The organism is Dyadobacter endophyticus (assembly GCF_014641595.1).
Classification (GTDB): domain Bacteria; phylum Bacteroidota; class Bacteroidia; order Cytophagales; family Spirosomataceae; genus Dyadobacter; species Dyadobacter endophyticus.
On record NZ_BMIA01000003.1, the window covers coordinates 992,835 to 1,017,848 of the forward strand.

Consider the following 25,014-nt stretch of genomic DNA (forward strand, 5'->3'; position numbering starts at 1 on the left):
TCTCAAAGGAATGCTACGCAAATGGGCAGCTTCACGGCAATGCTTTCGTGCTTGAACGTGAACTTGCCCGTTGCCGCATCCACATCGTACACGACCAAGTTGTCCGTCGACTGATTCGCGACGATCAGGAATTTGCCCGTCGGATCGATATTGAAATCGCGCGGCGTAGCGATGGATTTCGTCTGCTGATCCACCATTTCCAGCTCCCCATTGCCCAGTATTTTGAATGCGGTAATCGAATTATGCCCACGGTTTGACACATATACGAACTTAGCGTTAGGATGTAAATGGATCGCGGCGCTCGTATTGGTCGGTCCTGAATAGTCGGCAGGGATCGTCGGATAGGTCTTAATGGCCGTTATCACCCCTTTTTTATCGATCGAGCAGGCCGTTACGGTCGCGTCGAGCTCGTTGAGCAAAAACAACCGTTTGCCCGCAGGATGGATGATCAAATGGCGTGGACCGGCACCGGGTTTGCCGGAGAAAAACGGCTGGGCCGCATTGGGCGTCAATTTTCCGGTATTAACATCGACGCTGTAATTCATCACCTTATCACTTCCCAAGTCCGTCACATACACATACCTGCCATCCGGACTAGCCGTTGCGAAATGCGCATGCGCTTTTTCCTGGCGCTTGGCATTAGGTCCGCTCCCTGTGTATTGTTCTTTGTAAACCGGGGCGCTTAATTTTCCATCGTCACCAATATTATATGCGGAAAAGCTGCCGCCGCCATAATTGGAAACAAAACCCATTTTGCCGGTTGAGTGTACCGAAACGTGGCACGGGCCCATGCCTTCCGAAGGTTGGCTATTCAGAAAGGTAAGTTTGCGGTCGGCCCCGATGGAATAGGCTGACACTTTATTATCCGACCCGATCGCGTACAAATTCCGCTTATTTGGCGAAATGGCCACATAGCCCGGTGCAACGGATTTGTTGATGGTATCGATCAGCGTTATTTGCCCCGAATTAAGGTTCAGCTCACAGCGGGTAATAGAAGAATTCGCCCCCTTATCTTGCGTACCGACGTAAAAAGTGATATTCCTGTCCTGTGCGAAAGTATTTAACCCCGCCGAAAGTAGTATGATGGATAACAGCAGTTTTTTCATTGTTCGTGTTTTAAATGGATCCCCTCAATGCTTCGGAAAGGGGAACAAAAGAGTTTTTTAATGTTAATTTGCCGGATAAGTATCATTAAAATCAAACCAGAAACCCATGAGCACGATTACCTGGCAGGAATTTGAGCAGGTAGACCTCCGCGCCGGAACGATCATCCGGGTCGACGATTTCCCGAAAGCAAGAAAGCCCGCATTCAAACTTCTCATTGATCTCGGCTCCGAAATCGGTGTCAAACCAAGCTCTGCCCAAATCACAAAACGGTACACCAAAGAGCAGTTATTGGGCAAACAGGTGCTTTGCGTGGTCAATTTCCCTCCGAAACAAATTGCCGATTTCCGTTCCGAAGTACTCACGACCGGTTTCGTTCTGCCCGATGGCGAAGTAATCCTCACAAGCCCCGATTTTCCTGTTCCGAACGGCACGCGCCTTGCATAACAGCCTGTTTCCACTAATCTTGTAAACCACAGCCAGAATTGTGTAATGCTACCGGCAGAGTTGGACTTTATTTTTGTATACCAATTCTGAAAGACTATGGAAACGACAACAGATATAAAAAAAGCAACACTCCCGGTTACCGGCATGTCGTGCGCGGCATGTGCAGTGAGCGTGGAATCGATGCTGAGCCATACCAAAGGGATCGCGAGTGCAGCCGTGAATTATGCGAACCAGTCGGTATCGGTGTCCTACGACCCCGACCTCGTTGATCTCCCCGATATGGACCTCGTGCTGCAAAGCATTGGTTACGGACTCATCATCGAAGAAAACGAGGAAGATGCGATCGCCGAACAGGAGAAAATCCAGCAGGAACACTATCAAAACCTGAAAAACAAGGCCGTGTACACCGGCATACTCACTGCACCGGTGGTTGCTTTGGGGATGTTCTTCATGGATTGGTCTTATGCTAACTACATTATGCTGGCCCTTACTATCCCGGTATTGTTTATTTTCGGGAGGGATTTCTTCGTAAATGCCTGGAAGCAGGCTCAGCACCGAAAGGCCAATATGGACACCCTTGTCGCACTCAGCACCGGGGTTGCCTTTCTTTTCAGCACATTCAACACATTCTTTCCCGCGTTATGGCACGCGCGCGGCTTGCACCCACATGTGTATTTCGAAGCTGCTGCAGTCATTATATTCTTCATTTTGTTGGGTAAACTGATGGAAGAACGTGCCAAATCGAACACATCCGACGCGCTGAAAAAACTCATTGGACTGCAACCCAAAACGGTGAGAGTCCATCGCGACGGCACCGAAATGGAAATACCGGCTCGCGAAGTACGCCTGGGCGACGAGGTCGTTATCCGGTCGGGAGAGAAAATACCTGTCGACGGCAAGGTGTCCAGCGGCAATTCATTCGTCGACGAAAGCCTTATGACCGGCGAACCCATTCCGGCGGAAAAGAAACCGGGCGACAGCGTCTTTGCCGGAACGCTCAACCAAACGGGCAGTTTTACCTTCACAGCTGAAAAAGTCGGCAAACAGACTGTTTTAGCACAAATCATCAAAACCGTTCAGGCAGCACAGGGTAGCAAAGCGCCGGTGCAACGGCTTGCAGACCGCGTCGCGGGCATATTCGTGCCTGTCGTGATCGGTATTGCCATTCTCACATTTATCGTGTGGATGTTACTGGGTGCTGAAAATGCGATTACCCACGCCATGCTGACAGCGGTATCCGTATTGGTGATTGCCTGCCCATGTGCGCTCGGTCTCGCCACACCAACGGCCATGATGGTGGGGGTTGGTAAGGGTGCTGAAAACAATATCCTGATCCGCGACGCTGAAAGTCTTGAAAAAGCCTATAAAGTGGATGCTGTAATACTTGATAAAACGGGCACGCTTACCGAAGGCCGTCCGGATGTAACCGATTGGAAATGGATAGCCTCCCTCGAGAACCCGTCCGTACATTTTGCGGCAATAAAAGCACTTGAAGCGCGTTCGGAGCATCCATTGGCGCAGGCCATCATACAGTATATCGAAAATGATACGAAAATCGACGTTTCTGACTTCCAGTCGTTCACCGGGAGCGGAATACGGGGCATCGCCCGCGGGCGCGAATACATTATCGGCACGTTGAAATTCCTGGAAAAGGAGCAAGTCCACATCGCCGCCGAGCTTCAACCCGCTTACGAAGTGCTCACTGCCCAGGCCAAAACCGTAATCGGTATCGCGATCGACGGTCAGCATGCCGGGCTTATCGCCATCGCCGACCAACTGAAACCTACTTCCCGCGAAGCCGTTGAAAAACTGCACGCACAGGGCATAGAGGTACATATGCTGACAGGCGACAACGCGCAAACGGCCGCCGCAGTTGCATTGCAGACCGGTATCGACAGCTACCAGGCCGAAGTAAAGCCGGATGATAAAATGCAATTCGTTAAAAAATTACAGGCCCAGGGCAAGACCGTCGCGATGGTCGGCGACGGCATCAACGACTCCCAGGCCCTGGCGCAGGCAGACGTGAGCGTAGCCATGGGCAAAGGCTCCGACATCGCGATGGACGTCGCCAAGATGACCCTCATTACTTCCGACCTACTGGCGTTACCGAAAGCGCTAAAACTATCCCGCAAAACCGTGGTTACTATCAGGCAAAACCTTTTCTGGGCATTCATCTATAATGTGATAGGCATTCCCGTCGCTGCCGGCGTTCTATACCCGATAAATGGCTTCCTACTCGATCCGATGATCGCTGGCGGAGCAATGGCCCTAAGCTCGGTTTCGGTTGTGATGAATAGTTTAAGGTTGAAGGGAGCGCGATTGTGAAATTTGTGGTAGCAAGCCTAATTATTTTGGTTAATCAGGCTTACCACCACTTTCACCATCATATCTTTCTCCGCCGGGTTACTTTCTGCGATCATCAGGATGAGTGTAACCAATGCATTAATAGCTTCGTCGTAAGTGATGACAAAGAGCTGTTTTTCCGATACGCTTTCAATTCTTATCTCGCGATGGTCATACCTGTCTAGGATATCGAGGGCATAAGCATAATCCGTAACCACCTGAATCAGGCCGGTTGCTTCCCCCGCTGTGAGCTCTTTGTTGTGAACGACATTTGCGAGCAGTGCAACAGTTTTTTTCAGGCTTTCCAGCTGATCCAACTTCAATTTTTCCTGTGTCGCAAAACCTTTGACCAGGTAGTCCTTCAAAATCCGGTTAGCCCAAATCCGGAATTGTGTTCCCTACGTTGATTTCACACGATACCCCACCGAAATGATCGCATCCAGACTGTAAAACGCAGTTGGTTTGATAGAATACCAATTGTGCATTTTTTGCACATTTGCGTTTTCATCGAGCTCCCCCTCCTTGAAGACATTAGAAATATGCTTCGAAATAACTGACCTTTCCTTTCCAAACAGCTCTGCCATCTGTGCCTGCGTAAGCCAGACTGTGTCATTTTGAAGTTGTACTTGAAGTGTCATTTTGCCTTCTTCCGATTCATAAAGAAGGATTTCACCGCGAGGTGAGGGGGTTGCTGTGTCCATAGGTGTTCCTGATTTAAGTTACACCCCTTGATACGCTATGATCTTCAATCGGTCACAGGTTGTAGAACTTCCCTCGACCCAAAAACTCTGCAATACCTTCCCAGAATTCTGTAATACTCTGTAACCGGTTCCCACCGATATTTGTAAAACAATTTAACACATAGCATACCGGACCAGGATCCGGATTTTAGTAACCATGGAAACTTTGCAATTCAAAACCAATATCAAATGCGGCGGCTGTGTCGCTACTGTTACACCATTTCTGAATGGGGATGAAAATGTTGAAAATTGGGCGGTCGACCTTGAAAGTGCGGATCGCGTGCTGAAAGTGGATACGAGCTATTCGCCGGAGGAAATCCAGGAGCTCATCAAAAAGGCTGGGTATGTAGCCGAAGAAATCGTCTGATAATTAGTACTTTTGGCCCGGAATCTGTTTTTCGGGCCATACCAATGGCCCAAACACCAATTGCTGGCATTTATATGAAAAACAAACTGCATAGATCGATCACCATCCTGATGGCCTTCCTGGTCCTGCTGAGCAGCACCGGATTTGTGCTGACGGTGCGCGAGTGCGCGATGATGGGTGGCAAGTCGATGCAGGTTGTAAGGAAAAGCAAAGAAAATACCCGTAAGCCTAAAGTCATTTCTTCCTGTTGTGCCAAAAGTACAGCGCTGAAAATGGCCAAGGGCACATTCTTCAAAAAAACAGCCTGCTGCAAAGAAAGCCAGAAGCTCGAAAAGCTCGAAGTAGCATCTGTTGATTCGCATTTGCTTGCGAAACTGCTCAAATCGGTGGCAACTGGCGTCACCTGGTCGGCAACAAGCTACCAGTTCATCCGGGCGGAATGGGCCGTTGCGGCTCCCTTCTTTTCCCCCGATATATCCTTCTCTTCCCGTCTTCATGGGAGAAGTATGCTCGCATTTATCCAGTCGTTCCTGATCTGATATCATTGAATAGCAGCCATTTAATGCAACCCGTTCGCATCTGACCGACGGTGTCAGCAATAAATCTCTTATTCCAATGAATCCATGAAATCATGAACAAATACCTTTTAGGAGGGTTACTTTTACTGATATCCTCCTGCATTTACGCACAACGTATTACCGGCTCGGTCAACGAGCAGGAGCCGCAGACTAAAAGCCTGAAACCCATTACCGGGGCCAACGTCTATTGGTCCGGAACAACTCAGGCAACGGCTACCGACGAAAACGGTCGGTTCAATATCCCACGATCGGCACAATCGGCCCTGCTGGTAGTGAGTTTCGTCGGGTTCCGGAATGATACCATTAAAATCGGCCAGGAAAGTGAGTTGCAGGTGGTGCTGCAAAGCGACCAGACGCTCGACGAGGTGGTAGTACGCGCCGGAAACACGTCAATCGACCGGTTGTCGCCGCACCAAACCGAAATCATCACGACCCGCGCATTGGCCAAAGCGGCCTGCTGTAACCTGTCCGAAAGTTTCGAAACGAACGCATCCGTTTCGGTATCTTACAGCGACGCGGTGACGGGTTCCAAACAGATCCAGATGCTCGGATTAAACGGCACCTACATTCAGACGAACGTCGAGAATATCCCCTCCATACGCGGGTTGGCATCCACATTCGGGCTCAATTTTGTCCCCGGAACCTGGATCCAGTCCATCGACGTCGGCAAAGGCGCCGGTTCCGTTGTGAATGGGTACGAATCGATGACCGGGCAAATCAATGTAGAGCTTCAAAAGCCGGATGCGCCGGAGAAGTTATACCTGAATACCTATGTCAACAATTTCGGTCGCGGCGAAGTGAACCTGAACCTCGCACACCAGCTCAGCAAAAAATGGAGCACCGGGCTGCTTACGCACGGCAGCACATTGCGCAACCGCATCGACAAGAACGGTGACGGCTTTCTCGACCTGCCGCTTTACACCCAATACAATGCCGTGAACCGTTGGAAATACCAGGGCGACAAATTAATGGCCCAATTTGGTGTAAAAGCACTTTATGAGGACCGTCTGGGCGGCCAGAAAAACTTCGAACGCGAAATGAAGGGCACTACACAAGCCTACGGTTTCGGTGCGCGGGTGAACCGCTATGAGTTTTTCTCCAAAATCGCACGGCTGTTTCCTGAGCAACCCTACAAAGGCCTGGGCTTGATTTTAAATGCTTCGATACATGATTCGAAATCCTATTTTGGATTGAATAATTATGATGGAACGCAAAAAACGCTGTACGGAAACCTGATCTACCAGTCGATCATCGGCAACACCAATCACTCCTACAAAACCGGTATCAGCTATATGCTTGATAATTATGATGAGGTTTACAGGGACATTCGCCTGAAACGGAACGAATCCGTGCCGGGTGCCTTTTTCGAATACACTTATAACTACCTCGATAAATTCGTGATGGTAGCCGGTGGTCGTGTGGATTTCCACAACCTTTATGGCACGCAATGGACGCCGCGCCTGCATTTGAAATACAATCTCACCGACCAGACAACCCTACGAGCGTCGGCTGGCCGTGGGTTCAGGGTAGCGAACCCGCTGGCGGAATATTACGGGAATCTTGTGAGCTCACGCAATGTGGTTTTCCGCGAGGCGATACGGCCGGAGGTTTCATGGAATTACGGTGCGAGCGTCACACAGGAGTTTAAAATCGGCGAAATGAGCGGCAATTTCATCATGGATTTCTACCGGACCAATTTTGAGAACCAACTCGTGGCGGATATGGAAGACCCGCGTTACATTCGCTTCTACAACCTCGAAGGGAGGGCTTATGCCAACAGCTTTCAGGCCGAAGCGAACCTGACACCCGTCAAACGGTTCGAACTGAAACTGGCATACCGTCTCTTCGACGTGAAACAAACGATCCGTAACGTATATGACCAAAATACTTTGCAACCGAGGATGATGGTAAGCCGCGACAGGGTGCTTTTCAATGCCGGATATGCCCTGCCGTACGACAAATGGAAGTTCGATGCCACGGTGCAATGGAACGGCAAACGCCGGCTGCCGTACATGGGCCACGTTCCCGACCACCACGTGCCCACCGACCTGACGTCGACCCAGGCGCCTTCATTTTACAATTTCAATGCTCAAATCACCCGTACATTCCCAAAATGGGACATCTACCTCGGCGGCGAAAACCTTGCTAACTTCCGCCAAAAAGACCCGATAATGGGCGCCGGAGACCCATTCGGTCAGCATTTCGATGCCGGAATGGCCTGGGGGCCGGTAGTAGGGCGAATGATTTATGCAGGAATGCGTTATAAGATTGTCCGATAATTTTGGGAGGAAAGGAGGAAAGGGAGAAGGGAGGAAGGATTTAGGCTAAATTGACTGGATTATGAAATTATATATCAAAAATATGGTTTGTGACCGCTGCAAGCGGGTCGTGCGCGAGGAATTGAACCGGCTGGGGATTGAACTGACTTTTGTAGAGCTCGGTGAGATCGAAACGGTGGCCGAGGTGAATGCGGATAAGTTGCAGGAGGTGAAGGCTGTGCTGGAAGCGAATGGCTTTGAGCTCCTGGACGACCGCCGCCTCGCGCTGGTGGAGCATATCAAAACGCTGGTGATCGACGAGGTGCAGAACCTGAAAGCCAACAAGCCCGCGCAGATGAATTTTTCGGATTATTTGTCGGAAAAGATCGGGTATGAATATTCTTACCTGAGCAACCTGTTTTCTTCTGAAACCGGGCAGACGATCGAACAGTACATCATTGCGCAGAAAGTTGAAAAAGTGAAAGAATGGCTCTCCTACAACGAACTCACTTTGAGCGAAATAGCGTGGCGACTTTCTTACAGCAGCACGGCACATTTGAGCAACCAGTTCAAAAAAGTGACCGGCATGACGCCCGGCGAGTTCAAAAAAGGCACATTACAGCGGACTGCGCTCGATCAAGTCGGACAATAGCACTGTTATTAAATTAATATAAAACATAGATTATCAATAAATTACTAAACTTCAACTGTATGAATAAAGTCATTATTGCTTCCCTGCTGTTCCTATCCATCGCCTGTTCAGGAAACCAATCTGACAAAAAGGCTACTGAAACACATGCAGTAAGCGGGAAAAAATATGCCTGCCCGATGCAATGCGAGGGCGACAAAACCTACGCCGAGGCTGGCAAATGCCCGGTTTGTAAAATGGATTTGGAGGAAGTAGCAATGGCCGAAACTGATTCAACAGGACATCAGCATTGATTTTTTTAAACTGATAATATCATGAAAACAACCATTTTTAGCATTGTAACAGCCCTTTTTCTGGGCTTAAATATCGCCTACGCCGACGGTACCAAAGAGGTAAAAATCAAAACCTCGGCCATTTGCGAAATGTGCAAAGCACGCCTGGAACGTAATCTCGGACTTTCGAAAGGAGTGAAAGAATCGAACCTCGATCTGTCCAACAAGGTGATTACCGTGAAGTACAACCCGGACAAAACGACCCCAGAGGCGATCAAGGCGACAATCAACAAAACCGGCTACGACGCCGACGAGTTGCCCGCCAGCCAGAAAGCGCACGATAAATTGCCAAGCTGCTGCCGCAAAACCGCCGCAGCACACTAGTCACGAAATTCATTCATCATGCTTCTCAACAAACTTATTTTGCTGACGGCCGCCGGAATGGCGGCCACCGTGGCAACGGCTGTCACGCTCCCCGCATTCGGTCAGCACGAGCATCATCAAGCGCCAGCGAAAGACACTGTTAGCCATGAAATGCATGACATGAAAAGCATGGATCATGCGAAAATGGACCACAACGGCCCATCCCACATGACCCACAGCTTTTCATTGAGCCTGCCCATGCCCCGCAATGGCTCGGGTACCGGCTGGCAGCCGGACGCCACCCCTATGTACGCCTACATGAAGCACGGGAACAAATGGAACTACATGCTGCACGGAAGCATTTTCCTTCGCTACACGGCGCAAAACTTCAATAATGACGGCAAAAAGGGCTCCGATTCGAAATTTAGCGTCCCCAACTGGTTTATGGGAATGGCCCAGCGGCAGGTAGGCAAAAACGGCCTGCTGAACGTCCGGGCGATGGTTTCCCTCGACCGAATTGTCGACGGAGGTGCGGGTTATCCGCTACTCTTTCAATCTGGCGAAAGCTGGAAAGGCCAGCCGCTGATCGACCGCCAGCATCCGCACGACCTCATTTCAGAGCTTTCCATCGGTTATACTCAGCGGATTAACGATAAAGTCGACTTAACGATCTACGCGGGTTACCCGGGCGAGCCGGCTCTCGGGCCTACGGCATTCATGCACCGGATGTCGGCGTTCAATAATCCGGATGCCGTGCTCGGTCATCACTGGCAGGATGCTACGCACATTACATTCGGGGTAATAACGGCGGGTATCCGTTATGGCAAGTTCAAACTGGAAGGGTCTTCGTTTACCGGTCGCGAGCCGGACGAAAATCGTTTCGATTTTGACAAACCACGTTTCAATTCTTACAGTTACCGCTTGCTATTCAACCCTTCGGCCAACTGGGCAATGCAGGTTTCACGCGGTTTTATCAAGAGTCCTGAACCGCGCGAACCCGACGAGGATGTAAACCGCACGACCGCTTCTGTTCAGCATTCGGGAAATCTGGGAGGAAAAAACAGGTGGATTTCTTCCACATTCGTGTGGGGATTAAATGACGCGGGCGAGCACCATAAGGAAAATTCGGTTTTGGCTGAATCCAATCTGCAACTGGACAAATGGGCCGTTTATGGCCGTTATGAATGGGTGCAAAAAAGCGGTAGCGAGCTGGGTCTGATAGCTTATGACCCCGACCCCCTTCTGGAAAAGTTACCCGTTTCGATGTTTTCACTCGGTTTGAACCGCCAAATCGCCTCGTTCAGCAACACATTACTACAAGCCGGAGCGCAGATCAGCCTTTACAAACCGGACCGCCTTTTGGAAAGCGTCTACGGTAAAGCACCGCTTTCGGGACAGGTGTACCTGCGCATTACGCCTGCGCTCATGCGTATGTAAGCGGGCTTTTTTAGTAGTTTTAGGTTTTAATTTAAACCAAAACAATACCGTGGCCTGGTACCATACCTATTTCAAAGGACTCCCGCAACGCGCCTGGAAACTCAACCAGGACGAAGAATACACCGATTTTGAGGTCGATTTCCTGCGGGATGTACTCGAAATAACACCCGAAAGCAAGGTACTTGACGTGCTCTCAGGCTACGGACGGCACGCTTTGCCGCTCGCAGAGCAAGGCACTACATTGACTTGCATCGACATCTCGCAGGAATATTGTGAGGAATTACAGACGATCAGCAGCAAGCAGCAACTGCCGCTGGAAGTGATTTGCGCGGACGTACTGAATTATGCACTGCCTGACCAACAATTTGATGCCGCATACTGCCTTGGCAACAGTTTCAGCTTCTTCCCCAGGGCCGAAATGCAACAGTTTATCGGACAGATTGCATCGGCATTGAAACCCGGCGCTCATGTGGCCATTCACACCGAAAATCTTGCCGAAAGCATTTTCCCCAATTTCCAGACGCGAAACTGGATGCCTGTGCAGGAAGATATTGTTTACCTCGCCGAAAACGAGTACCGGGCGGAAGGCGGCTACATCGAAGCGGAACAGACATTCATCGCCGGCTCCGAAAGAGTGGCCCACAATGTGCGTCAGCATATTTATACGCTTGGAGAAATTACCTATATGTTCGAGCTGGCCGGATTGGTCGTGGTAGGCACATTTAGCAACCTCGAAGCCGATCCGTTCATGCTGGGCGACGAGCAATTGTACCTCGTGGCCTGCAAGCAGTGATCAATGCGGGAGCCTGGCGCGGAGCAGTCCGTACACCCAGGTTCCGGCAATGGCGCTCAATAAGGTAACGGCCACAGTTAGGTAACCCGCACCGATTTGTGCAAACAAGGGTCCCGGACAAGCACCGGTAATGGCCCAGCCGAAGCCGAACAAAAGCCCGCCGTAAATCTGGCCCTTGTCGAAAACCTTGTCGGCAATGCTTACGGTCTCACCGGATAATGTCTTGATATTAAATCTTTTGATAAGCCATATTGAGAGTAGCCCGACCGCCACGGCCGAGCCGATCACACCGTACATGTGAAAGGAATCCAGCCGGAACATTTCCTGGATGCGAAACCACGAAACAACCTCGGCTTTGACAAAAACAATCCCGAAGATGACGCCCACCAGCAGGTATTTCAGGTTTGCAGTGAAACCCTCAGTGGATTGCTGCCGGTTCGCACCGTCGCAGCCATCGATTTTTATGTTGTCGAAATCCGGGTTTTCTGATTCGGCAAGAGAGGAATGCTGATTGAATTTTTCCATGGTTGAGTAACTATTAAAGGTGGTGAATTGTCGCAAAAAGCCCACCTATTTGACCAGATTGAGAAAGAAAGGAAGCAACACATGCGTGCATGCAAACCCGCCGATCATAAAACTGACCGTGGCCACGAGCGACGGCCATTGCAGATTAGAAAGCCCCATTATCGCATGTCCCGACGTACACCCTCCCGCATAACGCGTTCCAAAGCCGACCAAAAACCCGCCTAGTACAAAGAAAATCAAGCCTTTTAGCGTAAAGACATTGCTTACTGCGAAAATATCCGAGGGCATAAGTCCCGAAAAGTCTTGAACTCCCAATGCGGCCAACGTTTGTCGCGTATCGTCGGCCACCACAATGGCATCCGGATTGCCAAGCCAGAAGTTCCCTACAAACCCGCCAACCGCGATTCCTGCGACGAAAAACAGGTTCCACACTTCCTTCCGCCAGTTGTATTTGAAAAAAGGCAACCCCGCCGGAATCACCGCCGCACAGATATGCCGCAGCGACGACGATATGCCAAACGATTTATTCCCCAGCAAGAGCAGCACCGGCACCGTAAGGCCAATCAGAGGCCCGGCAATGTACCAGGGCCATGGGCTTTTGAGAAGTTCGACTATTTCCATTGTTAATGATATTAATTATATAGATTTTGTATACTAATTGAAGACTATTTTTCAAACTTCTAGAGTTTGTTAGGATTGAGCAGTTTCAATTTTGAGATACCAATAAAATCTACTTCGTTATCAGTCAATAAAGTGAGGTCATTGATAATAGCAGTTGCGGCTATTATTGCATCCGGGGTTCTCATTTTCCGGCCCCGTCTTAATTTAACGCACATCTCAACGACCTCCGTATTCAAAGCAAAGACAGAACTATCATTCACAAACTCTCTAATCCTGTTCTCAAATTCACTTTTCCACGACAATAACTCAATTTGCGTTATGACGGATAGCTGAGGTGTCGAATCAATCACCGCGTCTAAAAGACGTTCCCCTTCCGGAGGCAGCAAACGTGACAAATATTTCGAAACGATGTTGGTATCGATTAAGTATTGTCCCATTCGTTTCGGCTGTGATTTATATAATTAATAAGTTCCTCGCCGGCCTCGCGTGGTAGGATTCCTTTGTATTTTTCAGACATTTTCTTCTTCGGAGCCTCTTTATCATCATGCAAACGAATAATATCCATCGCTTCCAAGTCTTTCAACAATTGCAATGCATTTTTATGAGTAAGCTCCACAACCAGCGTTTCCATAACCGACCTTTTGTTTTTCCCTAAGCTACAAATAATGAACTAAATAATCACGCCTCGGCCAATATGGGGACGTTGGTTTTGGCCACCGCGCCGTAGCCTCCTTCGATATTGACGACATCCTCTATTCCTCTCGATTTGAGGATCGAGGCGGCTACCATGGAGCGGTAACCTCCCGCACAATGAATGTGGAGCTTCCGGTCCTTTGGAAACTCCGCCATAAGATCATTAATGTAATCTAAAGGTAGGTTTCGTGCTCCTTCGATGTGCCCCGCGGCAAATTCGTCAGGCTTGCGCACGTCAATCACCTCGACATCGCCCGATTCGTAGCGGTTCGCAAATTCCCCGGCGCTCACCGATTCGACGGTGTCAGTTTCCTTGCCGGCTTGTTTCCAGCTTTCGAAACCGCCGTTGAGATAGCCAATTGTATAATCATAACCAACGCGAGCGAGACGCGTGACTACCTCTTCTTCCTTCCCCGGCTCTGTTACGATAAGGAGCTGTTGCTTCAAGTCGGGGATTAATGCGCCTACCCAGGGAGCAAAGCTTCCGTCGATGCCGATATTGATGGAATTTGGTATAAAACCTTTTGCAAAATCTGCCGGTTTACGGGTATCGAGTATCAGTGCGCCGGTATTATTGGCCTTCGCTTCAAATGCTTCCGGCGATAATGCCTGATGGCCACGTTCGAGCACGTCGTCGATGCTTTCGTAACCGTCGCGGTTCATTTTCACGTTTTCGGGGAAATATTGCGGCGGCTCCGCCAAGCCGGCAGTTACTTCTTTAATAAATTCCTCCCTGGTCATATTGGCACGCAGCGCGTAGTTGAATCGCTTCTGGTTGCCCAGCGTATCGGAAGTTTCCTTGCTCATATTCTTACCGCAAGCAGAGCCTGCGCCGTGTGCCGGGTAAACGATCACATCGTCGGGCAACGGCATGATTTTGGCACGAAGGCTGTCATAGAGAGTGCCCGCCAGATCGTCCATCGTGAGATCGCCTTTTTGTGCTAAATCCGGACGACCTACATCACCAATAAATAACGTATCGCCGGAAAACAGCGCGACAGGCTTACCAGACTCATCCAATAACAGATAGCTTGTAGACTCCATGGTGTGCCCGGGCGTATGCAAAGCGCGGATAATGATATTGCCCAATTTGAATTCCTCACCATCTTCGGCGATAAGCGCTTTGAAACCGGTTTGTGCGCCAGGACCATAAACAATTTCCGCACCGGTTTTTTCCGCCAGATCAATATGACCTGAAACAAAGTCCGCATGAAAATGGGTCTCAAATACATACTTGATCCGGGCGCCGGTTTTTTCAGCCCTCTGAATGTAGGGAGCCACTTCCCGCAGCGGGTCGATTACCGCGGCCTCGCCGTTTGAAACAATAAAATAAGCGCCCTGCGCCAGGCATCCGGTATATATCTGCTCTATTTTCATGTTGTCTATACGTCTTTATGTGGATGTAACGTGTCGGGCATGGTCAGGTATTGTCAAGAGTGGTCAGTCCCTGTCAGATATTATCCGACTTTTCTTAAAAATTAAAACTCATCGTCAACAATGACAACCCTTAACAATTCCCGACAGTTCCTTACTATTCCTAGCTAACCTGACCGCCCTACCGCCGTCGAATAACCCCAAGGCAATAACGTACCACGATCAGAAAACTCCTGACCAACCCCAATACTAAGTGACCTCCCCGAATGAATCCCGGCATAGTTAGACTTTAACCACCTTCCATCCCCCAAGACGGAACCGCCAAATGCCCAGCATGGCCAGAACGGATTCCGCAATGGGTACCGCAGCAAAAACACCAACCGGCCCGAAGCCCAGTATAACGGCCAGTACATACGCAGTGGGGATTTGCACCGTCCAGAATGCGATCAGGTTCAAAACCGTCGGCGTCTTGGTATCGCCAGCGCCGTTCAGCGACTGGATCACCACCATCCCGTATGCGTAAAACCCGTAACCCAGGCAAAGCACACGCAATGCAAGCTTGCCGGTTTCGACCACATGCGGCTGGGAACTGAACAAGCCGATAATGCTTTCAGCACCAATAAACATGAGGACTGCAAGCACGCCCAGGAAAATCAGGTTGAATGAAGCGCATTTCCAAACTGACGCTTCGGCACGTTCGGGCTTGCCGGCTCCCAGGTTCTGCCCTACCAGCGTCGCGGCGGCATTCGCAAGTCCCCAGGCAGGCAGCAATGTGAACATGATCACGCGGATAGCAATGGTGTAACCCGCTACCACGTCGCTGCCGAATTCGGAAAGAATGCGTGTCAGGAAAATCCAGCTTGCAGAACCGATCAGGAACTGGACCGTACCGCCGGTTGCGATTTTAACGATGGCCCTGATCGTTTCCGGGTTTGGTTTAAGATCTTCCCAAAGCAAACCTAATGCCCTTTTGCCTTTCGCAAGCGAAAACAGCTGGTAGCCAACACCAATCGATCGTCCTGTGGCTGTCGCCAGCGCCGCGCCTGTTACGCCGAGTTCGGGAAATGGCCCGATACCGAATATCAGGATAGGCCCCAAAACCATATTGAAGCCGTTGGCGATCATCAGCGAACGCATGGCCGTTGCTGCTGCACCTGCACCACGCAGCGCCCCGCTCAGCGAGTAGAGCAGCACCACCACCGGACTGCTCAGAAACTGGATCCGGGCAAAGTTAGTACCCGTCTCGATTACCTTGGCGTCGGCGCCCATCATGCGCAGAATGTCGCCCGCGAGCAAATAACCGGCCACCGCCGTCACAGAAGAGATCGCCAGTGAAATGAATATCACCTGCCCCACCGCGTGGCGGGCCTGGTCGAGGTTCCCTTCGCCCGTACGCCGGGCGATCGTGGCCGTAGCCGCGGTACTCAAACCAATGGCAACCGAATAAACCAGCGTAATAACAGATTCGGTAAGCCCTACCGTCGCAACGGCCTCAGTGCTGACTTTTGAAACAAAGAAAATATCGACAACCGCGAACAGCGACTCCATAACCATTTCGAGGATCATGGGTACTGACAGCAAGAAAATGGCACGGTTGATGCTTCCTTCGGTAAAACTTTCTTCGGAGCCACGAATAGCCTGACGAAGCAGTGTAAACCACTTTTTCATGGAAAATAAGAATTTGCAATATGGATAAATAGAAAATTGCGCGGCCATCGAGGACCGTAAAAAAAGTGCCTGTTAAAAGGCGGGGAATGACTTGTGGCTAAGTATTAGCCGAAGATGAGCACCAACATAGGCTTAAAGAATTTCGGCAAAGATACAAAAGACTTTTTCGAACAATCAAATAAAAAAATGGATTTGTTAAATGGTAAATGTAATTTCACGAATTCCCGCCGTGAACTTTTGCGCCGGACAAACCGTTGCAACTCTGCCCCATTTCCGGCGTGCGGTATACTTTTGCAGGATTTTTGAGCCGGGAACAAGCCATTAAAACACCAGTGCATGATTGATAAGAAGAAATTATATTCGACAGCCGCCAAAAAGGAAACCGCCGTACTGGTAGCTGTAAGTACCCAGAAGCAAAACGTCGAAAAGACAAAAGAATACCTGGAAGAACTCGCATTCCTGGCAACAACGCTGGGCGTAGAGACTGTCCAGACGTTTACACAAAACCTCGAACGGCCCGACATCCGGACTTACACCGGAAAAGGCAAGCTGGAAGAAATCCTGATCTACGTCACCGCGAACCCGGTTGACATGATCATTTACGACGACGATCTGTCGCCTTCGCAGGTCCGCAACCTGGAAGCCGTTTTTAAGGATATTAAGGTAATTGACCGCAGCTTGCTGATCCTCGCCATTTTCGCGATGCGTGCGCAGACGGCCCAGTCTAAATTGCAGGTAGAACTCGCGCAGTACCAATATATGTACCCTCGTTTGACGCGCATGTGGACCCACCTTAGCCGCCAATCGGGTGCGGGTGTGGGTATGCGTGGCCCGGGTGAAACCGAGCTCGAAACCGACCGCCGGATCGTAAAAGACCGGATTGCATTCCTGAAAGAAAAACTGGAAAAAGTCGATAAGCAAAGCACTACCCGCCGCAAAGAGCGCGACCGCCTCGTACGCGTGGCCATTGTGGGTTACACCAACGTGGGCAAATCGACATTGATGCGGAACCTGTCCAAGGCCGATGTCTTTGCCGAAAACAAGCTCTTCGCAACCGTCGATTCAACCGTGCGGAAGGTGAATATGGAGAATGTCCCTTTTCTGCTCACGGACACCGTCGGCTTTATCCGCAAGCTCCCAACCACCCTCATCGAGTCATTCAAATCGACCCTCGACGAAGTGCGCGAGGCGGATATTCTGATGCACGTGGTGGACATTTCGCATGCTTCTTTTGAAGAGCATCTGGATGTAGTGAACAAAACGCTGGAAGAAATAGGAGCAGCGAACAAGCCTTCCATATTGGTATTCAACAAAATAGATTTGTACAAACCATCGTACAACGACGACGAAGACCAGGAAGAAACCGCGCTGTCGACGCAGGACGTACTCAATCAGCTGAAACGAAGCTACATCGCCGAAAAAGCCGACCATGTGGTATTTATCTCCGCCCAGCAGAAGGAAAATATCGATGAATTAAAACGGACGCTGTTCTCATTGGTGAAGGAAAGACACTTCTCCATTTACCCGAACTGGCTCGATCTCGGCTACACAGCCGTAGAAACTGAGGAATAATCATTTGTAATTCAAATGATTTTTTCTCAGTTTTGCACCCCGATTCCCGGTTGTTGGGGATGGGTATTGACTGCGTAGTTCAACGGATAGAATAGGAGTTTCCTAAACTCTAGATATGGGTTCGATTCCCGTCGCGGTCACGAAAGCCAGGCATATTGTCTGGCTTTTTTGTGTTTGCAAGAATGGAAGTTTGTCGAATGCGACTCCAACTAAACTCTAGATATGGCCGGGCGGCCGGTGCCGTTCGATTCCCGTCGCGGTCACGAAAGCCAGGCATATTGTCTGGCTTTTTTGTTACTTGCCGATTACAACCGTACATCGAAACCACCGTACCCACACCAATGAAGTCACTAACCCTTGCATTCCTAACAACCTTCCTGATCTCCTGCGGAAAACGGCATCATATTTTCCCGAAAGACGTAGTGGCGATCCGTCCGGTTTTCAAAGATTCTAGCTTTCAGCATCGTCAGGGATACCATGTCGGGAAAGATGTGATCGTTTATGATAAAATGAGTGAGAATGTTGAAGAATTCCTGGCGCGCAAAGTATCGGAGCGGGAAATGTTTCCCATGGATTCAACGCCGAACCGGATTTTCAAGCTGATTGGAGGTTTAGAATCTTTTAAAATGATACCGCTTCCAATAAAAACCGTCCCGCTAAGTGAATTCGGATATCTGGAATTGACGAATGGAAAGGTGGTCTTTTATGGCATCATGGGAATGGATGGATTTTTTGATTTGACCCACCGGCGCGGGTACCATACGTCATTTAGGAAGTAATGCCTGTGGATTCATCCACTCTCTTAAAACAAAGTCAGTAATCATTAGCAGCCCGGGACTTATTAGGACGCTAAACATGACCAATCCCCCTGGCAGGGTCCCTAATCCCATGAGAATAAAATTTTTACCTGCACTATTCCTGTTCGCCTCCGCGAGCGCATTCGCTCAGCAACCAGCAGCAAACCGCCCGACAGTCGTTGCGGGTTTTCCAGTCAATTACAATGAAGATTCCGTCGGGACTTACACCTTGCCCGAGCTCCTGAAAACCGCCGACAGGAAACCGGTCATCACCGCCAAACAATGGACCGACAAGCGCCGTCCCGAATTGCTGCGACTTGCGGAAGAAAATCAGTTTGGCAAAATGCCGCCCAAACCAAAAGATCTGGCATTCCATATATTCGATAAGGGCACCCCGGCCTTCAATGGAAAAGCCATTCGCAAGCAGGTGACGGTGTATTTTACAAAGGACACATCGGATCACAAAATGAACCTGCTGATCTACCTCCCGGCGAAGGCCGCCAAACCAGCGCCGCTATTATTGAATATTTCCTTCGCCGCCTACAACCAGATTATCGACGACACTGGCTTGCGCGTGGGCGAGATCTGGAACAAGGAAGGCCAAAAAGTGAAGGCCGACAAGCCTACACCGTTTGGCAAGCTCAATGTGGAGCAGTTCCTCGATGCCGGCATTGGCTTCGCGACGGTCTATTACGGCGATATCGAGCCGGATTTCAAGGACGGCCTGCGATACGGTATTCGCAAAACCTACCTCAAAAACGGTCAGTCGGAACCCGCCGCCAACGAATGGGGCGCTATCGCCGCCTGGGGCTGGGGACTCAGCCGCGCAATGGACTATTTCGAAACCGATCCGCAGATCGACGCCAAACGTGTAGCATTGCAGGGCGCCTCGCGACTTGGAAAAACGGTGCTTTGGGCTGGCATTCACGATCAGCGATTCAAAATGGTAATTGCCAGTATTTCCGGCGAGGGCGGTGCTGCATTGGCGCGCCGCAATTATGGCGAGACGATCCGGCATATTTCCGACCCCTCGCGGTATTTATATCAGTTCGCGCCTAACTACCACGGCTGGGCCGACAAGGTGAACGAAATGCCGATCGATGCACATATACTAGTGGCGCTCATGGCCCCACGGTCGCTCTTGCTGCAAACCGGAAGCACTGACTACTGGTCGGATCCCAAAGGCGAGTTCCTGTCCGCGGTTGCGGCGGCACCTGTTTACCATCTTTTTGGAGAGACAGGACCTGACGCTTCCGCTACTATGCCAGCGGCCGGGGATACGTCTTTGCTCATGAACAACCTCGGGTATTACATGCATGAGGGAGGACACACCGTGTTGCCGGAGGATTGGAAGTTGTTTGTGAGCTATATGCAGAAGTATTTGTAGGGAATTTAATAGCCTGTCTAAATGCCACGAAGGCACGAATTAACACGAATATTCTTCGTGTTAAATTCGTGCCTTCGTGGCATTGTAATATACCTAAAATTAAACTCGCGCATATTAATGCAAACGTTTGCATTAATATGCATTTACAGTTGCATTATCAGATTTAAATAGTTTATTTTGGCTCAAATTAAAGTATTTTATATTAATTAAAATATTTTAAAAATATATTTTCATCATAAACTTAGATTATTGGAAATGTCAAATATCGATAAGAAGATAAAGGTAGCGATCGTAGGTGTCGGAAACTGCGCTAGTTCACTGGTGCAGGGAGTTGAATACTACACACGGTATACAGAAAAAACCTCCGGACTGATGGCCGACGAGATCGGTGGCTACCGCGCCGAGAATATTGAATTTGTGTGCGGCTTCGAGGTCGACGAGCGCAAAATCGGTCTCTCATTGAAAGATGCCATTTTTACTAAGCCAAACTGCGCGATAGCACTTTATACGGAAGTGACCAGTAAAGCGCCGGTTTATCGCTCGCCGGTACTCGACGGCGTTTCGCCGCAAATGCTCGCCTACCCGGCCGATAACCGTTTCGTGATAAAGGAAGAACTCAAAGAAACCGATTTGCTGACCAGCGGCGAAAGGTATAACGAAGCATTGACCGCCACCATCCGCCAGGAAATCATCGCCCATCTACAAGCGCATGAGGTAGAAATATTGATAAACTACCTGCCGGTCGGGTCACAATTGGCAACGGAGTTTTACGCGGAGATCTGCCTTGAACTAGGTATTTCACTCGTCAACTGCATTCCGGTATTCATCGCGTCGGACCCGGAATGGGAGCAAAAATTCATTGACGCGGGCATTCCGATCATCGGAGACGACATGCGCAGCCAGTTTGGCGCAAGCATATTGTCCCAAATGTTGCAGGAACTGGCCTTCGAGCGCGGCCACCATGTGAAAGCACACATTCAGCGAAATGTGGGCGGCAACACCGATTTCCTGAATATGGAAGACAAAAACCGTCTGAAATCAAAGAAAATTTCCAAAGAGAATGTGATCCGTGCCCAAAACGACATCCGCGGCATTTCCACGGCCGACAGCTTCCTGCACGCGGGGCCTTCGGAATACATTGCATTTTACGGAGATAACAAAGTTGCCAATTTCCGCCTCGAACTCGAAGGCTTCATGGGCTCACCGGTGACGCTTGACGCACAGCTTTCGGTACAGGATTCACCCAATTCCGCCGGCGTGGTAATCGACGCCGTGCGCTATGTTTACGTTGCGCGCGAAATGGGGCTCGTGGGCGCATTGCGTGGCCCTTCGGCCGCCACCCAAAAAACGCCCCCGCAACAAATGATGTTCGCGGATGCAACTTATGAATGCCATGCACTGGCAAAACGCGAACTCACGGCATCGACCAGAAAACAGCTCAAACTGAGCCTGGAACTGGCCGATAAAATGGATTAATAACAGCAGGCTTACTTCCCTAAACCCTTACTTTTCTAAACCGCTACTTCCCTGCGACCAGCACTTTTACGCCACGGTCTTCCAGGGATTTGATGGCCTCGTCCGAAACGCCCGCATCGGTCACGATGTACTGCACCTGGTCGAGGTCGCAAATCTTGCCAATTCCCCGCTTGCCGAACTTCGTATGGTCGGCAAGCACTACTACAACCTGCGCGGTACTGATCATCTTCTGATTCAGCCCGGCCTCGGTTAAATTACTGATAGACAACCCAAAATCGAAGTCAATCCCGTCGACACCGATAAACAGCACCCCGCAGGAAATATGTTCGAGAATATATTCGGCATAGGAGCCCGCCACGGAAGACGAGTTCTGGCGGATCAGTCCGCCTAGCTGTAACACCTCCACATTGGGCCTGTTACTGAGCTCCAACGTCACTTTTACCGCCGGCGTGATCACCGTGATCTGCTTCGTCGGATGCAGGCAGCGCGCCAGTTCAAATACCGTTGTCCCCGAGCCGATCATGATCGAATCCGTTTGCCGGATCAGCGTCAATGCCTCTCGCGCAATGCTTTGCTTTTCATTGGAATTAATGAATTCCTTCTCATTAATGGGCCGCTCGACTGCATAAGGGTTGTTCAGCGAACCTCCGCCGTGCGTCCTGAACAGCAGGTTTTTGTCTTCGAGTAGTTTAAGGTCCTTCCGGATTGTCACGCCGGAAACCTGCATTTGTTCCGACAGCTGTATGATACTCACCGTACCTGCCCTTTTCAGCTCCTGCAAAATGAATTGATGCCTTTCCGTAATTGTCATTTCGATACACTTTGAAAGCAAGTATAACCATAGTTTCCAAAACATGGAAACCTTCCCGCATATCCGTTCGCACCCATACCGCCAGATTCACTTTTTGAATAGAAGCTAATACCCTTACAAAAGACCGCATACGGCCCGGTTACTATCCCTAAGCGGACATTATCATTTCATTAACACTTAAAAGAGGTTGTTTCTATTACTTTAATATACTTTAATTTTGTTTAAATAATTTAATTTCACTTTGTTTGCATGGCTTTCACACTATACTATTCCATGAATTTTATGTACAATATACCAACAGTAGACCAAATCGCTGCCGGAGCGCGGGATAGGCACCAAAAAGTGAAATAATTTTAACTCATTGTTGCCAAAATGTAAAATTTAGGTCTACTCTAACCCTTGCCAACGCCAACCTCTTTACATCCCTAAACCAATCCAACATGACACCAACGACACCCTTTGACCGCATCGGATTGCCCAGGCACCTCGCCTGGGGCTATTTGGGTATTTTGATCTTCATGATGGGCGATGGCGTGGAGCAAGGCTGGCTCAGCCCCTATCTCCTCGACCGCGGGATGACCATCCAGCAGTCTGCCTCGCTATTCACCGTTTACGGCATTACCATCGCCATTTCGTCGTGGTTTTCAGGCGTGCTCGCCGAAGGGTACGGGCCACGCAAGGCCATGCTGATGGGTATTTTGCTGTACATCCTCGGCACGGTGGGTTTTGTGGGACTGGGCATGAAATCGCTGAATTTCCCCGTCATGCTGCTCACCTATGCGGTCCGAGGGTTCGGGTATCCGTTGTTTGCGTATTCGTTTCTTGTGTGGATCACCTATCGCACACCTGAGAATGCGCTGGGGCGGGCGGTAGGCTGGTTCTGGTTTGTGTTTACCGGCGGGCTCAATGTATTCGGCGCCTATTATTCGAGCTGGGCCATCGAGCGCATTGGTTACCAGAACACCCTTTGGAGCTCGATATTCTGGGTTTCCGTCGGGGCGTTTCTTGCATTGGTTTTAAACAAAGATCAATTCCACTCCACTGGTGAAGCTGCCGGAAAGGCCAAAGAACTTCTGAAAGGCTTCACGATTATCCGTGAAGAGCCCAAAGTGCTCATAGGCGGCATCGTACGGATCATCAACACGACGGCCCAGTTTGCATTCCCGGTGTTCATGCCTACCTATATGGCTGCTCATGGGCTGTCGACGCAGGAATGGCTGTGGATATGGGGGACCATTTTTACCAGTAATATCATTTTCAACCTCATTTTCGGGTTCGTAGGCGACCGGCTGGGCTGGCAGAACACCATTATGTGGTTCGGAGGGTTCGGTTGTGGCGTGAGCACGTTGCTTTTTTACTATTCACCGGCGCTTTTCGACGGCAACTTCTGGCTCATCCTCATCCCGGGCATTCTATGGGGCGGATTACTCGCCGGATATGTACCATTATCGGCATTGGTACCGTCGTTGGTCAAAGAAGAAAAAGGTGCTGCCATGGCCATCCTGAACCTCGGTGCAGGCCTCCCGGTATTCATCGGCCCCGCCATCGTAGGACTCTTCATCGGCTCTATCGGCAGCGAAGGCGTGGCCTGGACATTGGCAATTTTGTACTTCATCAGCGCCGTACTGACGCGGTTTATAACGCTGCCGCAGAAGAGTAGCGTTGGGGAGAAGCATTTGATAGTTAATGACAACAATTGACACAATTTGACCGCCGACACCATTATGAAAATCCTAATCACCGCCCCCTACCACGACAAGGCGCAGCAGGCATTAAAAGAACAATTCGAAGAGATCATCTATCAGCCATGGAAATTGCAGGAGCGCGCTTACAACGAGGGCGAGCTCATTGCATTATTGACAGAAACCGGGGCAGATGCCCTCATTACCGAACACGACCACGTGACCTCGGCTGTGATCGAAGCATTCCCCGGTTTACAGTTTATCGGCGTCTGCCGGGGGACGCCTTCCAATGTGGCAGTAGCCACCGCCACGGCCAAAGGCATCCCGGTTTTTAACACCCCCGCGCGCAATGCGCAGGCGGTGGCGGAAATGTTCATTGCCAACCTCATCAACCTCCTGCGCAACACGCTCGAAGGCATTGCGTGGCTGGAAGGGGAGCAATGGGAGGCCGGGGCGCACACTTCCTATTTACAATTTAAGGGGAATGAAATCGCGGGAAAAACGATCGGAATGGTCGGTTTTGGGGCTGTGGGGCAGACTATCGCCAATCTTGTAAAGCATTTTCCGGCCGAAATTCTCTATTATGATCCCTTTTACACCTCGGAGGATCCGGATTTTAAAAAGGTGAGCCTGGAAGACGTTTTCCGCCTCAGCGATGTAGTATCCATTCATTTACCGGTAAATAAAGAAACCGAGGGTATGGTTGGCAAGGAACTGATCGGGCTGATGAAAAAAGATGCCGTTTTCGTAAATACGGCCCGCGCGGTGGTCGTCAAGCGGGAAGCACTGCTTTCAGCCATCGAAAACAACAAGATTCGCGGGGCTATCCTCGATGTTTTTGACCACGAACCACCTGATGAACTGGATTATCGCCTCATCCATCACAAAAATGTACTAGCCACGCCGCACATTGCCGGGGCTACTTTTGAAGTGGAAGATCACCATGCCGACATTATGAACAAGGCCCTGCGTGACTTTTACCTAACAGGCAACCGCGCCATCCGCCAATTGGTGAACCGCGAAGTATTGTCTGTCAGAACCCATTAACCCAAAAGCA

At 50.1% G+C, this 25,014-nt stretch carries 26 protein-coding genes and 1 tRNA gene; 17 read left to right on the forward strand and 10 right to left on the reverse strand.

Going from position 1 to position 25,014, the window contains the following annotated elements; all coding sequences use genetic code 11:
• Positions 1-2: 2 nt before the first annotated feature.
• Positions 3-1,106 (reverse strand): lactonase family protein, encoded by a 1,104-nt coding sequence (locus IEY24_RS23925; protein ID WP_188936869.1) that lies wholly within the window; start codon positions 1,104-1,106, stop codon positions 3-5.
• A gap of 106 nt (positions 1,107-1,212) precedes the next feature.
• On the opposite strand from IEY24_RS23925, the gene IEY24_RS23930 reads away from it, so the two are divergent.
• Positions 1,213-1,551: a tRNA-binding protein gene (locus tag IEY24_RS23930; protein WP_188936871.1), complete on the forward strand. Its 339-nt coding sequence runs from the start codon at positions 1,213-1,215 to the stop codon at positions 1,549-1,551.
• A 96-nt stretch (positions 1,552-1,647) separates the two neighbouring features.
• Complete coding sequence (locus tag IEY24_RS23935) at positions 1,648-3,876, forward strand: heavy metal translocating P-type ATPase (RefSeq protein WP_188936873.1); 2,229 nt, start codon at positions 1,648-1,650, stop codon at positions 3,874-3,876.
• 17 nt (positions 3,877-3,893) lie between these two features.
• Here IEY24_RS23935 and IEY24_RS32820 read toward each other — a convergent pair whose 3' ends face one another.
• Positions 3,894-4,259, reverse strand: coding sequence for a hypothetical protein (locus IEY24_RS32820; protein ID WP_229222963.1), 366 nt, complete (start codon positions 4,257-4,259; stop codon positions 3,894-3,896).
• A gap of 33 nt (positions 4,260-4,292) precedes the next feature.
• The gene (locus IEY24_RS32825) at positions 4,293-4,595 is read right to left on the reverse strand and encodes a virulence RhuM family protein (RefSeq protein ID WP_229222965.1); all 303 of its coding nucleotides are present in this window, start codon (positions 4,593-4,595) and stop codon (positions 4,293-4,295) included.
• A 196-nt stretch (positions 4,596-4,791) separates the two neighbouring features.
• On the opposite strand from IEY24_RS32825, the gene IEY24_RS23945 reads away from it, so the two are divergent.
• The 8 genes from IEY24_RS23945 (at position 4,792) to IEY24_RS23980 (ending at position 11,351) form a co-directional block, all read left to right on the forward strand.
• On the forward strand, positions 4,792-5,001 hold the full coding sequence (locus IEY24_RS23945) for a heavy-metal-associated domain-containing protein (protein WP_188936876.1): 210 nt from the start codon (positions 4,792-4,794) through the stop codon (positions 4,999-5,001).
• 74 nt (positions 5,002-5,075) lie between these two features.
• Positions 5,076-5,540 (forward strand): hypothetical protein, encoded by a 465-nt coding sequence (locus tag IEY24_RS23950; RefSeq protein ID WP_188936878.1) that lies wholly within the window; start codon positions 5,076-5,078, stop codon positions 5,538-5,540.
• A 92-nt stretch (positions 5,541-5,632) separates the two neighbouring features.
• Positions 5,633-7,858, forward strand: a complete 2,226-nt coding sequence (locus IEY24_RS23955; protein WP_188936880.1) for a TonB-dependent receptor — start codon at positions 5,633-5,635, stop codon at positions 7,856-7,858.
• Between the two features lie 61 nt (positions 7,859-7,919).
• Positions 7,920-8,489 (forward strand): helix-turn-helix domain-containing protein, encoded by a 570-nt coding sequence (locus tag IEY24_RS23960; protein WP_188936883.1) that lies wholly within the window; start codon positions 7,920-7,922, stop codon positions 8,487-8,489.
• Positions 8,490-8,548: 59 nt separating this feature from the next.
• Entirely contained in the window at positions 8,549-8,779 is a 231-nt protein-coding gene (locus IEY24_RS23965) for a heavy metal-binding domain-containing protein (RefSeq protein ID WP_188936885.1), read from the forward strand.
• A 21-nt stretch (positions 8,780-8,800) separates the two neighbouring features.
• Positions 8,801-9,142: a heavy-metal-associated domain-containing protein gene (locus tag IEY24_RS23970; RefSeq protein ID WP_188936887.1), complete on the forward strand. Its 342-nt coding sequence runs from the start codon at positions 8,801-8,803 to the stop codon at positions 9,140-9,142.
• An 18-nt stretch (positions 9,143-9,160) separates the two neighbouring features.
• Positions 9,161-10,558, forward strand: a complete 1,398-nt coding sequence (locus IEY24_RS23975; protein WP_188936890.1) for a hypothetical protein — start codon at positions 9,161-9,163, stop codon at positions 10,556-10,558.
• Positions 10,559-10,607: 49 nt separating this feature from the next.
• Positions 10,608-11,351, forward strand: coding sequence for a class I SAM-dependent methyltransferase (locus IEY24_RS23980; RefSeq protein ID WP_188936893.1), 744 nt, complete (start codon positions 10,608-10,610; stop codon positions 11,349-11,351).
• Here IEY24_RS23980 and IEY24_RS23985 read toward each other — a convergent pair whose 3' ends face one another.
• The 6 genes from IEY24_RS23985 to IEY24_RS24010 all read right to left on the reverse strand — a co-directional run bounded on the left by IEY24_RS23985 (position 11,352) and on the right by IEY24_RS24010 (position 16,232).
• Entirely contained in the window at positions 11,352-11,876 is a 525-nt protein-coding gene (locus IEY24_RS23985; RefSeq protein WP_188936896.1) for a YeeE/YedE family protein, read from the reverse strand.
• Positions 11,877-11,921: 45 nt separating this feature from the next.
• Complete coding sequence (locus tag IEY24_RS23990; protein ID WP_188936898.1) at positions 11,922-12,497, reverse strand: YeeE/YedE family protein; 576 nt, start codon at positions 12,495-12,497, stop codon at positions 11,922-11,924.
• A 59-nt stretch (positions 12,498-12,556) separates the two neighbouring features.
• Positions 12,557-12,934 carry a type II toxin-antitoxin system VapC family toxin gene (locus tag IEY24_RS23995; RefSeq protein ID WP_188936900.1) on the reverse strand — a complete coding sequence of 126 codons (378 nt, stop codon included), beginning with the start codon at positions 12,932-12,934 and terminating at the stop codon, positions 12,557-12,559.
• On the reverse strand, positions 12,919-13,128 hold the full coding sequence (locus IEY24_RS24000; RefSeq protein ID WP_188936903.1) for a hypothetical protein: 210 nt from the start codon (positions 13,126-13,128) through the stop codon (positions 12,919-12,921). The genes IEY24_RS23995 and IEY24_RS24000 overlap by 16 nt, the downstream gene beginning before the upstream one ends.
• Positions 13,129-13,175: 47 nt before the next feature.
• Positions 13,176-14,567, reverse strand: coding sequence for an MBL fold metallo-hydrolase (locus IEY24_RS24005; RefSeq protein ID WP_188936905.1), 1,392 nt, complete (start codon positions 14,565-14,567; stop codon positions 13,176-13,178).
• 279 nt (positions 14,568-14,846) lie between these two features.
• Positions 14,847-16,232, reverse strand: a complete 1,386-nt coding sequence (locus IEY24_RS24010) for an MATE family efflux transporter (protein ID WP_188936908.1) — start codon at positions 16,230-16,232, stop codon at positions 14,847-14,849.
• Between the two features lie 336 nt (positions 16,233-16,568).
• Here IEY24_RS24010 and hflX point away from each other — a divergent pair, with 336 nt between their 5' ends.
• From hflX to IEY24_RS24035, 5 genes are all read left to right on the forward strand, one after another.
• Entirely contained in the window at positions 16,569-17,804 is a 1,236-nt protein-coding gene (gene hflX, locus IEY24_RS24015) for a GTPase HflX (RefSeq protein WP_188936910.1), read from the forward strand.
• Positions 17,805-17,872: 68 nt separating this feature from the next.
• A tRNA-Arg gene (locus tag IEY24_RS24020) sits at positions 17,873-17,944 on the forward strand.
• 201 nt (positions 17,945-18,145) lie between these two features.
• On the forward strand, positions 18,146-18,583 hold the full coding sequence (locus tag IEY24_RS24025) for a hypothetical protein (RefSeq protein WP_188936912.1): 438 nt from the start codon (positions 18,146-18,148) through the stop codon (positions 18,581-18,583).
• Between the two features lie 109 nt (positions 18,584-18,692).
• A complete protein-coding gene (locus tag IEY24_RS24030) occupies positions 18,693-19,988 on the forward strand; it encodes a glucuronyl esterase domain-containing protein (RefSeq protein WP_188936914.1) in 1,296 nt (431 codons plus the stop codon).
• Between the two features lie 255 nt (positions 19,989-20,243).
• The gene (locus tag IEY24_RS24035) at positions 20,244-21,464 is read left to right on the forward strand and encodes an inositol-3-phosphate synthase (protein ID WP_188936916.1); all 1,221 of its coding nucleotides are present in this window, start codon (positions 20,244-20,246) and stop codon (positions 21,462-21,464) included.
• Between the two features lie 43 nt (positions 21,465-21,507).
• Here the strand turns inward: IEY24_RS24035 and IEY24_RS24040 are convergent, their stop codons facing one another.
• Positions 21,508-22,275 (reverse strand): DeoR/GlpR family DNA-binding transcription regulator, encoded by a 768-nt coding sequence (locus tag IEY24_RS24040; RefSeq protein WP_188936918.1) that lies wholly within the window; start codon positions 22,273-22,275, stop codon positions 21,508-21,510.
• A 440-nt stretch (positions 22,276-22,715) separates the two neighbouring features.
• Here IEY24_RS24040 and IEY24_RS24045 point away from each other — a divergent pair, with 440 nt between their 5' ends.
• Entirely contained in the window at positions 22,716-23,975 is a 1,260-nt protein-coding gene (locus tag IEY24_RS24045; RefSeq protein WP_188936920.1) for an MFS transporter, read from the forward strand.
• A 24-nt stretch (positions 23,976-23,999) separates the two neighbouring features.
• Positions 24,000-25,004 (forward strand): 2-hydroxyacid dehydrogenase, encoded by a 1,005-nt coding sequence (locus tag IEY24_RS24050; protein WP_188936922.1) that lies wholly within the window; start codon positions 24,000-24,002, stop codon positions 25,002-25,004.
• Positions 25,005-25,014: the final 10 nt, after the last annotated feature.

What these genes read in the sequence shown, in the direction of transcription:
- IEY24_RS23925 (WP_188936869.1), bottom strand. Translation starts at nt 1,106, where the DNA reads ATGAAAAAACTGCTGTTATCCATCATACTACTTTCGGCGGGGTTAAAT.
- IEY24_RS23930 (WP_188936871.1), top strand. Translation starts at nt 1,213, where the DNA reads ATGAGCACGATTACCTGGCAGGAATTTGAGCAGGTAGACCTCCGCGCC.
- IEY24_RS23935 (WP_188936873.1), top strand. Translation starts at nt 1,648, where the DNA reads ATGGAAACGACAACAGATATAAAAAAAGCAACACTCCCGGTTACCGGC.
- IEY24_RS32825 (WP_229222965.1), bottom strand. Translation starts at nt 4,595, where the DNA reads ATGGACACAGCAACCCCCTCACCTCGCGGTGAAATCCTTCTTTATGAA.
- IEY24_RS23945 (WP_188936876.1), top strand. Translation starts at nt 4,792, where the DNA reads ATGGAAACTTTGCAATTCAAAACCAATATCAAATGCGGCGGCTGTGTC.
- IEY24_RS23950 (WP_188936878.1), top strand. Translation starts at nt 5,076, where the DNA reads ATGAAAAACAAACTGCATAGATCGATCACCATCCTGATGGCCTTCCTG.
- IEY24_RS23955 (WP_188936880.1), top strand. Translation starts at nt 5,633, where the DNA reads ATGAACAAATACCTTTTAGGAGGGTTACTTTTACTGATATCCTCCTGC.
- IEY24_RS23960 (WP_188936883.1), top strand. Translation starts at nt 7,920, where the DNA reads ATGAAATTATATATCAAAAATATGGTTTGTGACCGCTGCAAGCGGGTC.
- IEY24_RS23965 (WP_188936885.1), top strand. Translation starts at nt 8,549, where the DNA reads ATGAATAAAGTCATTATTGCTTCCCTGCTGTTCCTATCCATCGCCTGT.
- IEY24_RS23970 (WP_188936887.1), top strand. Translation starts at nt 8,801, where the DNA reads ATGAAAACAACCATTTTTAGCATTGTAACAGCCCTTTTTCTGGGCTTA.
- IEY24_RS23975 (WP_188936890.1), top strand. Translation starts at nt 9,161, where the DNA reads ATGCTTCTCAACAAACTTATTTTGCTGACGGCCGCCGGAATGGCGGCC.
- IEY24_RS23985 (WP_188936896.1), bottom strand. Translation starts at nt 11,876, where the DNA reads ATGGAAAAATTCAATCAGCATTCCTCTCTTGCCGAATCAGAAAACCCG.
- IEY24_RS23990 (WP_188936898.1), bottom strand. Translation starts at nt 12,497, where the DNA reads ATGGAAATAGTCGAACTTCTCAAAAGCCCATGGCCCTGGTACATTGCC.
- IEY24_RS23995 (WP_188936900.1), bottom strand. Translation starts at nt 12,934, where the DNA reads ATGGGACAATACTTAATCGATACCAACATCGTTTCGAAATATTTGTCA.
- IEY24_RS24000 (WP_188936903.1), bottom strand. Translation starts at nt 13,128, where the DNA reads ATGGAAACGCTGGTTGTGGAGCTTACTCATAAAAATGCATTGCAATTG.
- IEY24_RS24005 (WP_188936905.1), bottom strand. Translation starts at nt 14,567, where the DNA reads ATGAAAATAGAGCAGATATATACCGGATGCCTGGCGCAGGGCGCTTAT.
- IEY24_RS24010 (WP_188936908.1), bottom strand. Translation starts at nt 16,232, where the DNA reads ATGAAAAAGTGGTTTACACTGCTTCGTCAGGCTATTCGTGGCTCCGAA.
- hflX (WP_188936910.1), top strand. Translation starts at nt 16,569, where the DNA reads ATGATTGATAAGAAGAAATTATATTCGACAGCCGCCAAAAAGGAAACC.
- IEY24_RS24025 (WP_188936912.1), top strand. Translation starts at nt 18,146, where the DNA reads ATGAAGTCACTAACCCTTGCATTCCTAACAACCTTCCTGATCTCCTGC.
- IEY24_RS24030 (WP_188936914.1), top strand. Translation starts at nt 18,693, where the DNA reads ATGAGAATAAAATTTTTACCTGCACTATTCCTGTTCGCCTCCGCGAGC.
- IEY24_RS24035 (WP_188936916.1), top strand. Translation starts at nt 20,244, where the DNA reads ATGTCAAATATCGATAAGAAGATAAAGGTAGCGATCGTAGGTGTCGGA.
- IEY24_RS24040 (WP_188936918.1), bottom strand. Translation starts at nt 22,275, where the DNA reads ATGACAATTACGGAAAGGCATCAATTCATTTTGCAGGAGCTGAAAAGG.
- IEY24_RS24045 (WP_188936920.1), top strand. Translation starts at nt 22,716, where the DNA reads ATGACACCAACGACACCCTTTGACCGCATCGGATTGCCCAGGCACCTC.
- IEY24_RS24050 (WP_188936922.1), top strand. Translation starts at nt 24,000, where the DNA reads ATGAAAATCCTAATCACCGCCCCCTACCACGACAAGGCGCAGCAGGCA.